General features: G+C 61.4%; 13 protein-coding genes and 1 pseudogene. 2 read left to right on the forward strand and 12 right to left on the reverse strand.

Going from position 1 to position 15,952, the window contains the following annotated elements:
* Position 1: 1 nt before the first annotated feature.
* From ACCD05_RS00795 to ACCD05_RS00835, 9 genes are all read right to left on the reverse strand, one after another.
* Positions 2–643, reverse strand: a complete 642-nt coding sequence (locus tag ACCD05_RS00795; RefSeq protein WP_413390578.1) for an SGNH/GDSL hydrolase family protein — start codon at positions 641–643, stop codon at positions 2–4.
* Between the two features lie 19 nt (positions 644–662).
* A complete protein-coding gene (locus ACCD05_RS00800; protein ID WP_413390580.1) occupies positions 663–2,000 on the reverse strand; it encodes a pyruvate dehydrogenase complex dihydrolipoamide acetyltransferase in 1,338 nt (445 codons plus the stop codon).
* Positions 1,990–2,697 carry a hypothetical protein gene (locus tag ACCD05_RS00805; protein ID WP_413390582.1) on the reverse strand — a complete coding sequence of 236 codons (708 nt, stop codon included), beginning with the start codon at positions 2,695–2,697 and terminating at the stop codon, positions 1,990–1,992. Before ACCD05_RS00805 ends, ACCD05_RS00800 begins: the two co-directional genes overlap by 11 nt.
* Before the next feature lie 3 nt (positions 2,698–2,700).
* Entirely contained in the window at positions 2,701–4,086 is a 1,386-nt protein-coding gene (locus tag ACCD05_RS00810) for a pyruvate dehydrogenase complex E1 component subunit beta (RefSeq protein WP_413390584.1), read from the reverse strand.
* Between the two features lie 17 nt (positions 4,087–4,103).
* Positions 4,104–5,150 (reverse strand): pyruvate dehydrogenase (acetyl-transferring) E1 component subunit alpha, encoded by a 1,047-nt coding sequence (gene pdhA / locus ACCD05_RS00815; protein ID WP_018899990.1) that lies wholly within the window; start codon positions 5,148–5,150, stop codon positions 4,104–4,106.
* 146 nt (positions 5,151–5,296) lie between these two features.
* Complete coding sequence (locus ACCD05_RS00820) at positions 5,297–5,617, reverse strand: FtsB family cell division protein (RefSeq protein WP_111561415.1); 321 nt, start codon at positions 5,615–5,617, stop codon at positions 5,297–5,299.
* A gap of 138 nt (positions 5,618–5,755) precedes the next feature.
* Complete coding sequence (gene eno, locus ACCD05_RS00825; protein ID WP_018899992.1) at positions 5,756–7,030, reverse strand: phosphopyruvate hydratase; 1,275 nt, start codon at positions 7,028–7,030, stop codon at positions 5,756–5,758.
* A gap of 155 nt (positions 7,031–7,185) precedes the next feature.
* On the reverse strand, positions 7,186–8,028 hold the full coding sequence (kdsA, locus tag ACCD05_RS00830) for a 3-deoxy-8-phosphooctulonate synthase (protein WP_112979638.1): 843 nt from the start codon (positions 8,026–8,028) through the stop codon (positions 7,186–7,188).
* A complete protein-coding gene (locus ACCD05_RS00835; RefSeq protein WP_413390587.1) occupies positions 8,025–8,909 on the reverse strand; it encodes a VOC family protein in 885 nt (294 codons plus the stop codon). The genes kdsA and ACCD05_RS00835 overlap by 4 nt, the downstream gene beginning before the upstream one ends.
* A 199-nt stretch (positions 8,910–9,108) precedes the next feature.
* On the opposite strand from ACCD05_RS00835, the gene lexA reads away from it, so the two are divergent.
* The gene (gene lexA / locus ACCD05_RS00840) at positions 9,109–9,834 is read left to right on the forward strand and encodes a transcriptional repressor LexA (RefSeq protein WP_018899995.1); all 726 of its coding nucleotides are present in this window, start codon (positions 9,109–9,111) and stop codon (positions 9,832–9,834) included.
* Here lexA and ACCD05_RS00845 read toward each other — a convergent pair.
* Positions 9,828–12,242 (reverse strand): annotated as a pseudogene (locus tag ACCD05_RS00845) (ComEC/Rec2 family competence protein). The gene lexA and the pseudogene ACCD05_RS00845 sit on opposite strands and share 7 nt — an antisense overlap.
* A 327-nt stretch (positions 12,243–12,569) precedes the next feature.
* On the opposite strand from ACCD05_RS00845, the gene gltA reads away from it, so the two are divergent.
* The gene (gene gltA / locus ACCD05_RS00850) at positions 12,570–13,859 is read left to right on the forward strand and encodes a citrate synthase (RefSeq protein ID WP_018899997.1); all 1,290 of its coding nucleotides are present in this window, start codon (positions 12,570–12,572) and stop codon (positions 13,857–13,859) included.
* Positions 13,860–13,892: 33 nt separating this feature from the next.
* Here the strand turns inward: gltA and lpxB are convergent, their stop codons facing one another.
* Both lpxB and ACCD05_RS00860 read right to left on the reverse strand, forming a co-directional pair.
* Positions 13,893–15,074 (reverse strand): lipid-A-disaccharide synthase, encoded by a 1,182-nt coding sequence (lpxB, locus tag ACCD05_RS00855; RefSeq protein ID WP_413390590.1) that lies wholly within the window; start codon positions 15,072–15,074, stop codon positions 13,893–13,895.
* Positions 15,071–15,952, reverse strand: coding sequence for an LpxI family protein (locus tag ACCD05_RS00860; RefSeq protein ID WP_413390592.1), 882 nt, complete (start codon positions 15,950–15,952; stop codon positions 15,071–15,073). Before ACCD05_RS00860 ends, lpxB begins: the two co-directional genes overlap by 4 nt.

Genomic DNA, 15,952 nt, shown 5'->3' on the forward strand with positions numbered 1-15,952 from the left:
GTCAAAGCCCCAACATCATCCGCACGGTCGATTCCATGCCGCGCCCGAGAGCGCGGGTATTTTCGGCATCAAGATGGATGCCGTCGAGCGGCGTCGTCTTGGCAACCGAATTGCCGTCGAAGAAACCGCAGCCGAGCTCGTCGGCGAGATCCCTGTAGAGCGTCGCGAGCATTGCCGATTCCTCGATGCCGCCGATGAAGGAGGCCGCGAAGGGCACGTTTGCCGTTTCGCAGATCCTCGGCGGCGCGACGATCAGGATATCCGGCACGACGAAATCGAACGGCCATGCGTGGTTGCGGATCAGCCGCACCAGCCGGGCGATGCCCTGGCAGGCGGCGAAGGCCGATCCGGCCACGACATTCTTCATGTCGTTGGTGCCGAGCAGCAGAATGACGAGATCGAGCGGCGCATGCGTCTGCAGGATGGTCGGCAGGACGCGGGCGCCGTTGCGGTCGCAATCGGCCAGATGGTCGTCGAAGGCGGTGGTACGGCCGTTCAATCCCTCGGCGATAACCCTGACTTCATTGCCGAGTGCAGCCTGAAGCGCACTCGGCCAACGATCCTTGTACTCATGACGGCCGACGGACGCGGCGTCATAACCCCAGGTCAGGCTATCACCATAGCAAAGAACGGTCTTCGTCATTTCCGCCTCCGCCGTTTGATCAGACGAGCATGCCCATCGGGTTTTCGATGTAGCCCTTGAACGCCTGCAGCAGCTCCGCGCCCAACGCGCCATCGACGCAGCGATGGTCGGTCGACAGCGTGACGGTCATCACGGTAGCGACAGCCAGCTGGCCGTTCTTGACGACGGGGCGCTGCTCGCCCGCGCCGACCGCGAGGATCGTTGCGTGCGGCGGGTTGATGACGGCTGCGAAGTGCTTGACGCCCATCATGCCCATGTTGGAGACCGACGAGGTGCCGCCCTGATACTCCTCAGGCTTCAGCTTGCGGTCCTTGGCACGCTTGCCGAGGTCGCGCATCTCGTTGGAGATGGCCGACAGGGTCTTTTCCTCGGCCTTGCGGATGATCGGGGTGATCAGGCCGCCCGGGATCGAGACAGCAACGCCGACATCGGCGTGCTTGTGCTTGACCATGTTGGCTTCGGTCCAGGAGACGTTGGCATCCGGAACGTCGCGCAGTGCAAGAGCCATGGCCTTGATGACCATGTCGTTGACCGACAGCTTGTAGGCCGGCGCGCCCTCCTTGCGGGGAGCGGCGTCGTTGAGCTGGGCGCGCAGCGCCAGGAGCGCATCGAGCTCGCAATCCACGGTGACGTAGAAGTGCGGCACGGTCTGCTTGGATTCGACCAGACGCTTGGCGATGACCTTGCGCATGCCGTCATGCGGCACGAGTTCGTAGGAACCCGGCTCGAACAGCTTGAGAACGGTCTCGTCGGAAGCGCCCTTCGGTGCGGCGGCAGGAGCCGATGCGGCAGCCTGCGGAGCAGCGGCAGGCGCAGCCTTTGCACCACCACCGGCGACGGCGGCCTCGACGTCGCTCTTGACGACGCGGCCATGCGGGCCGGAGCCTGCGACAGCTGCGAGATCGATACCGGCTTCCTTCGCCAGGCGACGCGCGAGCGGCGAGGAGAAGGTGCGGTTGCCGCCCGTGGAAGCAGCGGCGGGCGCTGCAGCCGGTGCAGGAGCAGCCGCGGGAGCCGGAGCGGCTTCGGTCTTTGCCTCGGCCTTCGGCGCTTCGGCAGCCTTCGGTGCCGGAGCAGCCGAACCCGCGCCGCTTGCTGCGGCAGCGACATCTTCGCCATCGGCAGCCAGAACGGCGATCAAGGCATTGACCTTGACGCCTTCGGTGCCGGCGGGAACGACGAGCTTGGCGACGACACCTTCGTCGACCGCTTCGACTTCCATCGTCGCCTTGTCGGTTTCGATCTCGGCGATGACATCGCCAGACTTAACCGTATCGCCTTCCTTGACCAGCCACTTGGCGAGGTTGCCCTCTTCCATGGTCGGAGACAGGGCAGGCATCGTGATGTTAATCGGCATCGTTGTTCTCCCGTTCTTCAGGCGCAGGAAGCGTCAACACTTCTTCTCCTGGGGGCAATAAACTACCCTCCTTGCGAGAGCGAGCTTTCCCGATTGTCTTGATCATGTCTTTTAGTTCAGTAGTGAATGGCTTTGCCTTGGTTGCCATATCACCCAAAACAAATGCGGCATCGCCCATGAACGCAAAAAAACGATCTGTCTTTGTACCGCTCTTATCAACCTCGCTGGCGAGTTGGTTCAAGCGATCATAAAGCGCGTTCTTTTTTCTATCAGTTAGATCAGATGCACCAATCATCTCCCGGATTCGGCTAATATTGCCGTGGATCCGTTCCTTCTCCGATTGGTTTAGCTGTGCGTATCCAAAAGATTCTGCGTCGGCTTCAGACGAAATACCTTCGATTAATTCGTCCAACTCCTCTTCAACAACATTCTTCCGATATTCTTTGCCATAGGCATCCAATATCTCTGAAAGAGCAGCAAAATTATCGGCCTCGTCAGGTAAGGGAATGTCCAGATTGTGTTTCCGGACAAACTTCCTGATGAAACTGTTAAGCTGCGCCCTTGTTGCACTGTCATCCTCATGAGGAGGTAGCGAATTCCATTCCTCAATCGAATCACGCAGATGAAGGATTCCCAACTCCGGCGACAAAGGCAGATTCTCGATCGCTTTGCGAAAATGCGGCGTCAGCAACGACATTCATCACCTCGTATAGCAGACGGCTTTCACGGCCTGGACGACTTCGTCGACGCTTGGCAGCGCAAGCTTTTCGAGGTTGGCGGCGTACGGCATCGGAACGTCCTTGCCGGCTATCGTGAGAACCGGCGCATCGAGATAATCGAAGGCCTGCTGCATGACGCGGGTGGCGATTTCGGTACCGACCGAGTTCTGCGGGTAGCCTTCCTCGACGGTGACGAGACGGCCGGTCTTCTTGACCGATTCGATCACGGTCGGCAGGTCCATCGGACGCAGCGTGCGCAGGTCGATCAGTTCGACGTCGATGCCGATCTTCTCGAGTTCGGCGACGGCCTTGGTGGCATAGGTCATGCCGATACCGAAGGAAACGATCGTGACGTCCTTGCCCTGACGGTGGATGCGGGCCTTGCCGATCGGGAGAACGAAGTCGTCCATCTTCGGCACGTCGAAGTGCTGACCGTAGAGGATTTCGTTTTCAAGGAAGACGACAGGGTTCGGATCGCGGATGGCGGCCTTGAGCAGGCCCTTGGCGTCGGATGCCGTGTAGGGCATGACGACCTTGAGGCCCGGGATCTGGCTGTACCAGGCCGAGTAGTCCTGGCTGTGCTGGGCGCCGACGCGGGCAGCGGCACCGTTCGGGCCACGGAACACGATCGGCGCACCCATCTGGCCGCCGGACATGTAGAGCGTCTTGGCAGCGGAGTTGATGATCTGGTCGATCGCCTGCATGGCGAAGTTGAAGGTCATGAACTCGACGATCGGCTTCAGGCCGGACATCGCCGCACCAACGCCGACGCCGGCAAAGCCGTGCTCGGTGATCGGGGTGTCGATGACGCGGCGGGCGCCGAATTCCTGCAGCAGACCCTGGGTCACCTTGTAAGCACCCTGGTATTCGGCCACTTCCTCGCCCATGACGAAAACGTTGTCGTCGCCGCGCATTTCCTCGGCCATGGCATCGCGAAGTGCTTCGCGAACGGTCATGGAGACCATTTCGGTGCCGGCGGGGATTTCAGGATCGTTCGGAACCTGAGCCTTGGGCTCGGCCGGAACCGGAGCTGCAGCAGCGGCGGGCGCTTCAGCAGCCTTGGGTGCCTCAGTGGCGGCCGGTGCGGCAGCGGCAGGTGCTGCCGAGATGTCGGATGCGGATTCGCCGTCCTGCAGGAGGATAGCGATCTTGGCGTTTACCTTGACGCCTTCGGTGCCGGCGGCAACGAGCAGCTTGCCGATAACGCCTTCGTCGACGGCTTCGACTTCCATCGTCGCCTTGTCGGTTTCGATTTCGGCAATGATGTCGCCGGAGGTGACCTTGTCACCTTCCTGCTTCAGCCACTTGGACAGCGTGCCTTCTTCCATCGTCGGAGAGAGGGCGGGCATGAGAATATCGATTGGCATGGGTCTACCCTCCCCGATTACAGCAGAATGTCGGTGTAGAGCTCGGATGCATCCGGCTCCGGTGCGGCCTGGGCGAAGTCGGCGCTATCGGCGACGATGTCGCGAACGTCCTTGTCGACCGCCTTGAGATCGTCCTCTGAGGCCCAGCCCTTTTCGATGAGGCGTGCCTTGACCTGTTCGATCGGATCCTGCTCGGAGCGCATCTTCTGCACTTCTTCCTTGGAGCGATACTTGGCCGGGTCGGACATGGAGTGACCGCGATAGCGATAGGTCAGCATTTCGAGAATGATCGGGCCCTTGCCGGAACGGCAATGCTCGAGCGCCTCGTCGGCCGCAGCCTTGACGGCGCGAACATCCATGCCGTCGACCTGGACGCCGGGGATGCCGAAGCCGGAACCGCGCAGCGAGTAGTTCGACTGCGCCGTGGCGCGTGCCGTGGACGTGCCCATGGCGTAACGGTTGTTCTCGATGATGTAGATGATCGGGAGCTTCCAGAGAGCAGCCATGTTGAAGCTCTCGTAGACCTGGCCCTGGTTGGCAGCGCCGTCGCCGAAATAAGCGATCGAGACGCTGTCATTGCCGCGATAGCGGTTGGCGAAGGCGAGACCGGTGCCGAGCGACACCTGTGCGCCGACGATGCCGTGACCGCCGTAGAAATGCTTCTCCTTGGAGAACATGTGCATCGAACCGCCCTTGCCACGGGAGTAGCCGTCGATGCGGCCGGTCAGCTCGGCCATGACGCCGCGTGCGGTCATGCCGGTTGCCAGCATGTGACCGTGGTCGCGGTAAGCGGTGATGACCTGGTCACCTTCCTTCTGCGCCATCTGCATGCCGACGACGACAGCTTCCTGGCCGATATAAAGGTGACAGAAACCGCCGATGAAGCCCATGCCGTAAAGCTGGCCCGCCTTCTCTTCGAAACGGCGAATGAGCAGCATTTCGCGATAGGCCTTGAGCTCTTCGTCACGATCGAAATCGGCCACCGGGCCACCATTCGATGCCTTGGCTGCAGGCTTTGCGCTTGTCTTACGGCTGGAAACGGTCGCGTTTTTTCGCGGAGCCATTCAACCCTCCCTATGGGTTTATCGGTTCTTGGGTGGTGCGCACCATAGGGAAGAAATTTCGCCACAGCAATGCCATAAATGCATGGCTCATATTCTGGCGTAAGCTGTTGATAAATATCAATTTATTTCGATTAACCGGAATTCGGTTAATTCGAATAATGATTGAATATGACGATCTCGTCGGCGCGGGAGAAGTTCAGCTGAAGACGGGCCTTCTCGTCCAGCATATCCTTATCCATGGAACCATCACTTAGGAGCGCCACCTGCTTTTCAAGGTGTTCGCGCTTATTTTTAAGCACGGCCAGCTCCCTTTCGCGCGCGATGCGCTGACGCTCGAACACTTCTGTCGCGCGCAGGCCGTAGTCGCCATGGATGCAATGGTAGCCGAAGTAGGAGAGAAACGCGACCGCCATCGCCGGGATGACGAAACGGCCGATCTTTTTCTTCTTATGATGCTTGGTCCACATACACGCATTCTCGAAACGCATTACCCTTGACCAGAAGACTACCGGGCAGAGATTAACCGTCCGTTGACTATGAACGCGGCGCAACAAAAAACCCGCGCCGGTTGGGGCGCGGGTTCCAAATGCTTGAAATAAGACGACTTAGCCGCGGATGATCGAACGGCCGGCGTACTGGGCCTGCGGGCCGAGGCCCTCTTCGATGCGGATCAGCTGGTTGTACTTGGCAAGACGATCCGAGCGCGACAGCGAGCCGGTCTTGATCTGACCGCAGTTGGTCGCGACAGCGAGATCGGCGATCGTGCTGTCTTCGGTTTCGCCAGAACGGTGCGACATGACAGCGGTGTAGGCTGCCTTGTGCGCGGTGTTGACGGCGTCGAGCGTTTCCGTCAGCGAACCGATCTGGTTGACCTTGACGAGGATCGAGTTGGCGACGCCCATCTTGATACCATCACGCAGGCGAGCCGAGTTGGTGACGAAGAGATCGTCGCCGACCAGCTGAACCTTCTTGCCGGCCAGATCCGTCAAAGCCTTCCAGCCATCCCAGTCGTCTTCAGCCATGCCGTCTTCGATCGAGATGATCGGGTACTGGGCAGCGAGCTGTGCCAGGTATTCAGCCATTGCGCCCGGCTCCAGCGTGCGGCCTTCGCCTTCGAGAACGTACTTGCCGTCCTTGAAGAATTCGGTCGAGGCGCAGTCGAGGCCGAGATGGATGTCTTCACCAGGCTTGTAGCCGGCTTTCTCGATCGACTTCATGATGAAGTCGAGGGCTTCAGGAGCGCTCTTCAGGCCCGGCGCGAAACCGCCTTCGTCGCCAACGTTGGTGTTGTGGCCCTGGGCCGCGAGTTCCTTGCGGAGCGTATGGAAGACTTCCGAGCCCATGCGAACGGCTTCGCGGATGGAATCAGCGCCAACCGGCAGGATCATGAATTCCTGGAAGTCGATCGGGTTGTCGGCATGCGCGCCGCCGTTGATGATGTTCATCATCGGAACCGGCAGCAGGTGAGCGGAAGCGCCACCAACGTAGCGGTACAGCGGCAGGCCAGCAGCTTCAGCGGCAGCCTTGGCAACGGCGAGCGAAACGCCGAGGATGGCGTTGGCGCCGAGACGCGACTTGTTCGGCGTGCCGTCCAGTTCGATCATGATGTTGTCGATCTGGATCTGGTTTTCAGCGTCGATGCCACCGATGGCGTCGAAGATTTCGGTGTTGGCGGCTTCGACGGCCTTTTCGACACCCTTGCCGAGATAACGCTTGCCACCATCGCGGAGTTCGACGGCTTCGTGCGCGCCGGTCGACGCGCCCGACGGAACGGCGGCGCGGCCCATGCTGCCATCTTCGAGATAGACATCGACTTCGACGGTGGGATTACCACGGCTGTCGAGAATCTCGCGGGCGATAATATCGGTAATAGCGGTCATCGGCTCTTCTCTGCTTGAGGGGTGGATAAATCGTTTGAAATTCGTCTTTAATCGAAGATGCGCAAATTACAATGCCAGTTTGGGGCCGTTTTGCGCATGCTTCGCCGCTTTGTTCCTCGGTGGCCTAATACAGGAACGTGTCAGTCTTTTGAACGTCAGCCCTTGGCGATGGCGTCGAAGGCCAGCAGCTTCTCAAGCAGGCGCGGCATGTCCTTGAGATAGACCATGTTCGGACCATCCGACGGCGCATTGTCGGGATCTTCGTGCGTCTCGACGAACACACCGGCGACACCAACGGCAACCGCCGCACGCGCCAGCGTTTCCACGAATTCGCGCTGGCCGCCACTCGAGCCACCCTGCCCGCCCGGCTGCTGCACCGAATGGGTCGCGTCGAAAACAACAGGCGCACCCATGGCTTCCATGATCGGCAGCGAGCGCATGTCGGAGACCAGTGTGTTGTAGCCGAAGGACGCGCCGCGTTCGCACAGCATGATGTTCGGGTTGCCGCTAGCATTCAGCTTGGCCAGCACGTTCTTCATGTCCCAGGGCGCCAGGAACTGGCCCTTCTTGACGTTGATGGCGCGGCCGGTCTTGGCGGCGGCGACCAGCAGGTCCGTCTGCCGGCTAAGGAAGGCCGGAATCTGCAGCACATCGACGACCGTGGCGACTTCGGCGCACTGCTCCTCGGTGTGGATGTCGGTGAGAACGGGGAAACCGTATTCCTTCTTGAGATCGGCGAACACTTCAAGCGCCGTTTCAAGCCCGATGCCGCGCTGGGCCGACAGCGAGGTGCGGTTGGCCTTGTCGAAGGAGGACTTGTAGACAAGGCCGATACCGAGCTTGTCGCAGAGCTCCTTCAGCGTGCCGGCGATCATGAAGGCATGGTCGCGGCTTTCCATTTGACAGGGGCCGGCGATCAGCGACAGCTTGCCGGTGTTGGAAAACACCACACGGCCGGCGCCTTCGCCGACGGCCACTTCGGAATTGGTTTCAGTCATCGTTTCTCCTCGAAGGCGAAGAGCGCGCCCTGGCCGGGTGCGGCCTTCACCAGAATTCGATTGTTCTTGCGTGTATAGGTGATCCCGTTAGCAGCCAAATGCGCCTCTGTCACGGCGAGATCGGCAACGGAAAATACAATCGCCGCGCCGCGCAGCCCGCGATCGGCCTTGGGCTCGGCGAGATCGTAGTAAGCGTTCAGGCCATCCGGCGACAGGATGTTGATACGGGCGTTGCCGGCATCCAGGCTGACACCGAATGCCTCCTCGCGGGTCGCCTGCGCATCCGACGCCAACTGCAACAGCGGCGCGAACGCCTTGGGATCGGACGACGAGAGCACGATCGACAGGATGCCCAACACGCCGTTCGCATGCGTTTCCAGTGCCTTGCGGTCGCTGGGCAACGGGTTGACGCGCTGGCAGGCGAAGAGGAAGAAATCGGGTGCGCGCAAATCGGCAGCAAAGGCCAGCCGGAACGCCGCGGTCGCTTGCGAACCATCCGGCATCTTCATCTGCCGGGCGAACTGCAGCATCTCGCCGCCGCTCATGCCATCGGCGAGAAAGCGGGCGTGATCGCCGTCGGCATCCGGCGTGCCGAAGACGATCGCCGATAGGCCGTCATCGCCGCAGCGGAAGCGAAAGGCGCGGTCGCGAGCGGTGAAGACGTTGCCGTCTCCTATGGCCGCCTCGTAAGTCTCCAGACTGGCGACGCCGAGCGGCTCGAGATAGGTTTTGTCGGCGAAGAAGACGCAGGCATTCTCGGTGCCGAATGGATGCCGCGCATCGGCGGCGACGGTGAAGCCGAGTTTGCCCAGGCGCTCGCGCGCCATCTCGATGTTGACGACCGGCAGCACCACGTGGTCCAGGGGATGGGGGTCACTCATTGGCAAATCCTCCCGAATTCGGCAGAGATGTGCGCTGGCTTTCGCCACAATGCAAGAGGCGAGCGCGGTTAAATCGAATGAAGTGTAAAATCGCGACGATTCCGAGCCAAGTTTTACGAAAATTTAGGCACTTGCGGAACACATATGGAACATATAGTGTCCGTTCTGGCTTTGTTTCACGACTCTGGGGTTCATTTCGATGCTGACACGCAAGCAACAAGAACTGCTTCTGTTCATTCACGAGCGGATGAAAGAGTCGGGCGTTCCGCCATCCTTCGACGAAATGAAGGATGCACTCGATCTCGCATCGAAATCCGGCATTCACCGGCTGATCACCGCGCTGGAAGAGCGCGGCTTCATTCGCCGGCTGCCGAACCGAGCGCGCGCGCTCGAGGTCATCAAGCTGCCGGAAGCCTATAATCCGAGCCTGCAGCCGCGACGCGGCTTCTCGCCGAGCGTCATTGAAGGCAGCCTCGGCAAGCCGCAGCCGGTGGCCGCAGCCCCTGCCCCGAAGGCCGCGCCGAGCGCCGACAACGGCAACTCAGCGTCCGTTCCCGTCATGGGCCGGATCGCTGCCGGTGTGCCGATCTCGGCGATCCAGAACAACACCCACGACATCACCGTCCCCGCCGACATGCTCGGCTCCGGCGAGCATTACGCGCTCGAGGTCAAGGGCGACTCGATGATCGAAGCCGGCATTTTCGACGGCGACACCGTCATCATCCGCAACGGCAATACCGCCAATCCCGGTGATATCGTCGTGGCGCTCGTCGACGATGAAGAGGCAACGCTGAAGCGCTTCCGCCGCAAGGGCGCCTCGATCGCGCTTGAGGCCGCGAACCCGGCTTACGAAACCCGCATTTTCGGACCTGATCGCGTCAAGGTCCAGGGCAAGCTCGTCGGGCTTATTCGCCGGTATCACTGAGTGGTGACGTCACTAGTTGATGACGGGTCGTCGCTGAAGTTGTCGTTGCGCCAGTCATAGGCGCGATGGCGCATCCAGGGACGGCCGAGGCTTTCATAGGCGGTTTTGACGGCAGGCACCCCCTGCTCGTCGATACGGATTTCGACGGCGCCTGACCGCCTAAGCGTTTCGCCCGTCAATAGCATGGCGCCGGAACGGCATGTCGCCTGGCGCAGACGGACAGGCGTGATGACGATATCGGCCACATCGCAGGCGGGACCGAGATAGGCGGCGTTTTCGAGCGTCGCGATGACGTAGCCGCTATCGAGCGCTGTTATGCACCACGCGGTCTTCAGGCACTGGAAGCGGCTGTCACTTGTCGAAGCCGCTGCAGCGCGCATCATTGCGCGCGCTTCGCGTTGTTGTTTCAGTGTCAGTCGTGGCCTTGGCTCACCCCTCCTGGGGATGGGCAAGGCCTCGCCTTCTATCACATCCGGCGGCTTGTGTTCTTCGATCGCGAGCGCGCGTTGCCATTGCCCGAAGATGAAGTCGGGCGGGCGTTCGCGATTGCTGGCGAGACTGTCGCCTGTAACTGCCGCCACAAGGCTTCCATCCTCGGACACGACGAGTTCTGGCGCAGGTGTCGCAGGCAGCAGGACGACGACGAGCGTTGCAAGCGCAGCAACCGCAGCACCGATCCACCGCAGGCGTGTGCGCATCAGCCCCCAGACGAGGAAGCCGAGGACGGCGATCGCGAAGTACCATTCGGGGATCCGCCCGATATCGACACTGCCGCCCCAGCTGGAAACCATCTTTGCGATGTCGATCACCAGATCCAGCCCGAAGCCGGCGACGGTCCACAGTGGCGCATCCAGGCCAAAGGGCGTCGCCAACATCGCGAGCATTCCGAAAGGCATGACGATGAAGGAGATGACGGGCATGGCCAGCAGGTTGGCGGGAAGGCCGTAGCCGCTCAGCCTGTGAAAATGTTCGATCGAAAACAGCGCTGTCGAGAAACCGCCGATCATCGAGGTCAGCGCAATGCCGCCGAAGAAGCGGATCGTGACCATGACCGGCTTTATCGCGGGATGCGTGAGAAGAACGCTTTCGCGGTGTCGCCTTCTGGTCCAGACCGCAAAGCCCGCGACCAGCGCCAGCGTCGCGGCGTAGGACATCTGGAAGCTGGGGCCCAGCACCTCCGATGGGGACATCAAGATGATCAGCAGCGCCGAGAGCGCGATGTTGCGCAGGCTGATCGAGGGGCGATCGAACAGCACCGCGACAAGCATGATCGCCATCATGATGAAGGCGCGCTCGGCCGAGACCGCGAAGCCGGAGATCATGTAATAGGCCGTCAACGCCAGAAGCGCGCTGCCGGCGGCGAACTTCTTGGTCGGATAGGCCTGCGCGAAACCGGGGAAGAGGCCGAAGAACAGGCGCAGCCCGACAAAGCAGATACCGGCCGACAGCGCCATGTTGAGGCCCGAGATCGCGACGATGTGTGCGAGGCCAGATTGGCGCAGCGCCTCCGTCGTCTCGTTGGAGATGGCGCGTCTCTCGTCGGTGACAAGCGAGGCGGCGAAGGCGCCGGTATCATCAGGCAGGATGCTGCGAATGCGGTCGCCAATACTGCTGCGCAGACCGTAGAGCCATTCCACGGCGCGATCGGCGGCAGAGAGATCGGCGATATCGGTCTGCGACGCGATGGGCTGCGGAACGCCGTAGAAGAAGCCGTTGGCGCCGATGCCGTCGAAATAGGCGGAGAATGCGAAATCGTTGAGTTCGGGCAATGCCGGTCCGGCTGGCGGCGTCAGGCGCACTCGGCCCCTGAGCCATCCGCCGACCGCGACAGGCTCGCCGGCACGCGCGACGAGCGAGACTTGCTGCGGCGGCCGCTTGAGAGAGGGCTCGTCCGTGCGCGTTACCCTTAAGATATAGCGCCAGCGGCCGTTGTCGTCGCCCTCGCGCCGTTCCACGCGGCCGGTCACGGTCGTCGTCACCGCTGTATCGAGAACGACGGTATCAGCGCGCCAGGTCTCGAGTTACGCCGCGAACATGCCGAGGACGACAAGCAAGCCTGATATCGCCACGCGGCCGCTCGCGACACGCGCGGCGCCTGCCGCGACGAAAACGAGACCAAAGAGGATAGCCCAGGCAAGGAGCCGCATGGGCGGGATATCGACAGCAAGGCGGAACCAGGCGATGGCGCCTGCGCCGAGGAAGATGGGCGACGCCAGGAAAAAGCGGCCGTGATCGAATTCCGTGCTGAACGCTTGTGCTGCAACGGCTGCCTGGCGGCCGATCCCTCGGCTTGCGCGACTCAGAAAACCCGACGTCGACTGCGTCAACGGCGCGCGCGTCATTATGGCACGGGCATTTTGCCCCGGTACGGCCGGCAAATTGGCAATTTGCTCCGCTTCGGGTGGCATCAAAACGACGTGACTGGCATTCAACTCCGGCATGCAACGACACCCGAAAGCCACCCTGACCTGCAATCAGAATGAGGCCAGCGGAACCGAAACGCAACTATAATCGTTTGAATTCAAACGGGAAATAAAACCATCGAAAATGTCAGGATTATCATTGGCTTCCGCTATGCGGAGACGGCATCTCAGCAGTGCTCAAAAGTTGATACTGCGATGCACAAAATGGCATCACGGTAACTTGGCATTAGGCGCGCGATCATATAGCTATCGCAGACGACGCTTAACCCTATGGCGCTTTTAAGGCGCCAACCGCCAGTTTGGAGGATCAGAATGACGGATCAAAGCGCAACACTAAAACTCGGTGAGAAAACAGTCGACCTGCCGGTCAAGAGCGGCACGATCGGACCTGATGTCATCGATATCGGCGCCCTCTACAAGAACACGGCTTCCTTCACGTACGATCCTGGTTTCACCTCGACCGCATCCTGTGAATCGAAAATCACCTATATCGACGGCGACGAGGGCGTTCTGCTCCATCGCGGTTACCCGATCGAGCAGCTGGCCGAACAGGGCGACTTCCTCGAAGTCTGCTACCTGCTCCTCTACGGCGAACTGCCGACGGCCGCGCAGAAGAAAGACTTCGACTACCGCGTGACGCACCACACCATGGTGCACGAGCAGATGAGCCGCTTCTTCACCGGCTTCCGCCGCGACGCGCATCCGATGGCCGTCATGTGCGGCTGCGTTGGCGCCCTGTCGGCCTTCTACCACGACAGCACCGACATCACCGATCCGCACCAGCGCATGGTCGCTTCGCTGCGCATGATCGCCAAGATGCCGACGATCGCCGCCATGGCCTACAAGTACCATATCGGCCAGCCCTTCGTTTACCCGAAGAACGATCTCGACTACGCATCGAACTTCCTGCGCATGTGCTTTGCCGTTCCTTGCGAGGAATATGTGGTCAATCCGGTGCTTGCCCGCGCCATGGACCGCATCTTCATCCTGCACGCCGACCACGAGCAGAACGCTTCGACCTCGACCGTTCGTCTCGCCGGCTCCTCGGGCGCAAACCCGTTCGCCTGCATCGCGGCCGGCATTGCCTGCCTCTGGGGCCCGGCTCACGGCGGCGCCAACGAAGCAGCGCTCAACATGCTGCAAGAAATCGGCACGGTTGACCGCATTCCTGAGTACATCGCCCGCGCCAAGGACAAGAACGACCCGTTCCGCCTGATGGGCTTTGGCCACCGCGTCTACAAGAACTACGACCCGCGCGCCAAGATCATGCAGAAGACCACGCATGAAGTGCTCGGCGAGCTCGGTATCAAGGACGATCCGTTGCTCGACGTCGCCATGGAACTCGAGCGCATCGCGCTGACCGATCCATACTTCATCGAGAAGAAGCTCTATCCGAACATCGACTTCTACTCGGGTATCACGCTCAAGGCTCTCGGCTTCCCCACGACCATGTTCACCGTTCTGTTCGCTCTCGCGCGCACCGTCGGCTGGATCGCGCAGTGGAACGAAATGATCGAAGATCCGCAGCAGCGTATCGGCCGTCCGCGCCAGCTCTACATCGGCGAAGCGCAGCGCGACTACGTTCCGGTTTCCAAGCGTTAATCTCGACGCATCGAAGCTTAAAAAGAAACCCGGTCAGGCCTGACCGGGTTTTTTGTTCTTCAGGACATCAAGCACGATTTCCGCGGCGTGGACGCCGGGCGGCTTTTCGGTCTGCATACGTTCCCAGACGAGATCGTAGCCCTCCATCATCGAGCGGCGCGGCAAGGTGTCGGATGAGAGCTTCTCGGCCCAGCGCGTGAAACTTGCGCCACGCACGACCTCGTTGATATATTCGGGCACGACCGCGTAATCCGCGACGAGGTTCGGGATCGCCGCCGTCCAGATCTTGATCTTGCCGGTCATCAGCTTGATGATCCAATCCGTCTTGTAGGCCGAGACGGTGGGCACGCCCGCAAGCCCCAGCTCCAGGATGACAGTGCCGGATGCGGCCATGGCGGCGTCGGCCTCGGCGAAGGCTTTCCACTTGTCGTCCTTGCCCGTCACCACGTCGGGCTTGACCGGCCAATCCTTGATGATTTCGCGCACCATGGCCTCGCGGCGCGGCGCCGTCGGCAGCACAAAGCGCATGCCTTCGTTGCGGGCGGAGAGCTCGGCCACTGCGTCGCCGAAATAGGGCAAGAGCTTGGTGATCTCGGATCCGCGCGAACCCGGCAGAAGCATGATCGTCTTCGGCTCATGTGCCGGGCGCGGCTTGCTTGCCGCCCTCGCCTTGCGGGTCGCGAGAACATCGACGTCAGCGGTCAGGCGATGGCCGACATAGCTTGTCGGCGGGCCGCCGAGCTTGCGCATCACCTCGGGCTCGAAGGGCAGCACGGCGAGCACATGGTCGATATAGGGCAGCATACGCTGCGCACGGTATTCCTTCCATGCCCAGACGCTTGGACAGACATAGTTCACGACAGGCAGGTCGGGCAGCGCCGTGCGTACGCGCTTGGCGACGCGGTGGGTAAAATCGGGGCTGTCGACAATGACGAGCACATCGGGCTTGGCGGCGATGACGGCCGCAGCCGTCTGGCGGATGCGCTTGACCAGCGTCGGCAGCTTGGCGAGAACTTGGGTGATGCCCATGATCGACAGCTCGGAGAAATCGAACAGCGACGTCAGCCCTTGTGCCTGCAGCCCCTCGCCGCCGACGCCGACGAGTTCCACCGGACCCGCATGTTGCTGCTTCAGCGCGGCGATCAGATCGGCCGCAAGAAGATCACCGGAGACTTCGCCCGCGATGATCGCGACCTTCAATGCACGCACGCTCATTCAAGCCCCCAGGATGGCAATCCACGATCAAGACCGCAGACGAAGATACCGGCTTCCTTTGCCGCCGATATGACTGCCGGGCGATCCAGGATCAGCGCGCGCCCGGCCTCGATCGCAACACCCGCCAAGCCGGCCTTGCTGGCATTTTCGATGGTCGAGATTCCGATCGACGGCAGATCGGCGCGCAGATCCTGCTGCGGCTTGCAGAGTTTGACCAGCACGCCGCGACGGCGGGCCGAGATACGGCCGGCGGCGCGCAGATCGGCCACTCGCTGCAACATGCTGTCAGTGCCCTCGACACCCTCGAGCGCCACGATACGGCCACCGACAGAGACGGCGCCCTGCCCGACATCCAGCCGGCCGAGCGCATCAGCCGCGGCACCCGCCTTGGCGATGTCCTTGACGTCCTCGGCCGATGGCGCAATCGCGCCGAGCGGACCGACTGCGGCCAGAAGATCCGGTGCAATCTCCTGCACGCCGATAACGCGGCGGCCGTTCTTCTCTATCAGTCCGATCACCATGCGCAGCACGGTATCGTCACCGCCTGAGAGCAGGGTGCGAATGGTCGAGGGAATGCTTGCGAGCGTCTTCAGCGTCGGGCGAACCTCGCGCCATTCCGGGCGCCGGCGCACGGCGCCGGACATGACAACACGCTCGATGCGATGGCTATCCAGCATGCCGTCGATGGCGGCGAAATCGCCGACGCCGACGATGGCGTGCTCGAAGCCTTCCCACGTCCGGTCAGTCTCGTTCTTCAGCGCGATGATCAACGGGTCTTCGCCGGCGCTCTTGGCGGCCTCGGCGACATAGGACGGCAAGAAGCCGCTGCCGGCGATGATCGCCAGGCGGCCTTTTGCCGTGTCACTTGCTGGAGACAA

The organism is Rhizobium sp. Rhizsp42, from assembly GCF_047304155.1.
Taxonomy (GTDB): Bacteria; Pseudomonadota; Alphaproteobacteria; order Rhizobiales; family Rhizobiaceae; genus Rhizobium.